3 protein-coding genes are annotated in these 1056 nt (G+C 62.1%); all 3 read left to right on the forward strand.

What is annotated here, in order from left to right:
• Window positions 1–239: hypothetical protein (locus AC1DVR_RS23490; RefSeq protein WP_478003042.1), on the forward strand; the 239-nt coding region annotated here is incomplete at its 5' end.
• Between the two features lies 1 nt (window position 240).
• The gene (locus tag AC1DVR_RS23495) at window positions 241–900 is read left to right on the forward strand and encodes an ABC transporter ATP-binding protein (protein WP_478003043.1); all 660 of its coding nucleotides are present in this window, start codon (window positions 241–243) and stop codon (window positions 898–900) included.
• Window positions 893–1056 (forward strand): ATP-binding cassette domain-containing protein (locus AC1DVR_RS23500; RefSeq protein ID WP_478003044.1); only part of this gene is annotated, 164 nt, incomplete at its 3' end. The genes AC1DVR_RS23495 and AC1DVR_RS23500, both read left to right, overlap by 8 nt.

Here is a 1056-nt window from a genome sequence, read left to right on the forward strand (position 1 = left end):
GGGCCGTTGAGGTTAAGGGCATCAGTGCGGAAACCTTGCCCGGGGGCCCTGCGATCCGCATCGATTACACGTCGAACTCCGAACCGAATGCCGTCACCATGAAGCAAGTCCGGCTGGAGAATGCCCGCTATCTGTTCTTCAAATCGGGCACGCTCGCCGCACTGGACCTTTACGCCCCGACTGGAGCTGACAACGTCGATCAGTGGGAATTGATGTCACGCTCGTTCGAGTGGCGCTAGGATGATCCTGGAAGCACGCGATCTGTATAAGTTCTTTCACACAGGCGGCGATGAGGTCATTGCCCTGCGCGGTGTGGGCCTGACCCTCCTGCCTGGCGAAATCGCCGCGGTGATGGGGCCATCGGGCAGCGGCAAGTCAAACTTGCTCAACTGCCTGACGGGCCTTGATGAGCCCGACGCCGGGCTGGTCACAATCGGCGGGGTGCGCCTGTCGCGGCAACCCGAGGCGGCGCGGGCTGCAATTCGGGCGACGTTTCTCGGCATCCTAATGCAATCGGGAAACCTCTTTGCCCACCTGTCGTTGACCGAGAATATCCGCCTGCAAATGCAGTTGGGCGGCATGGCAGACGCCACGCGACCTGAGGCTTTGCTGGACAGCGTAGGTCTGGCGCATCGCGGATTTGCCCGTGTCACCCAGCTTTCGGGTGGGGAAACGGCACGGGCTGGTCTGGCCGTGGCGCTGGCCTGCAATCCGCCGATCCTGATTGCGGATGAGCCGACCGCTGAGGTTGATGCCGCCACCGAACACCGCCTGATAGCGCAGTTCGAAGCGCGCCGCGCTGCCGGGCAGGCCACCCTGATCGCCACCCATAGCGAGGCGCTGGCGCGCCGTGCCGATCGGATTTTGCGTCTGAAGGATGGGGCGATCAGCCATGAATGAGGCCTTGGTTCAAATCAAAGCAGTGGGCAAAACCTATCCAGCGACTGACGGGGAGAGCAGCCGCGTTTTATCCGGCATCACTTGCGGGATTGAGCCGGAAGCGCGGATCGCTCTGATCGGACCGTCTGGCAGCGGAAAATCCACCCTACTCCATAT

It is taken from the genome of Rhodobacter sp. P2_H5, assembly GCF_056403335.1.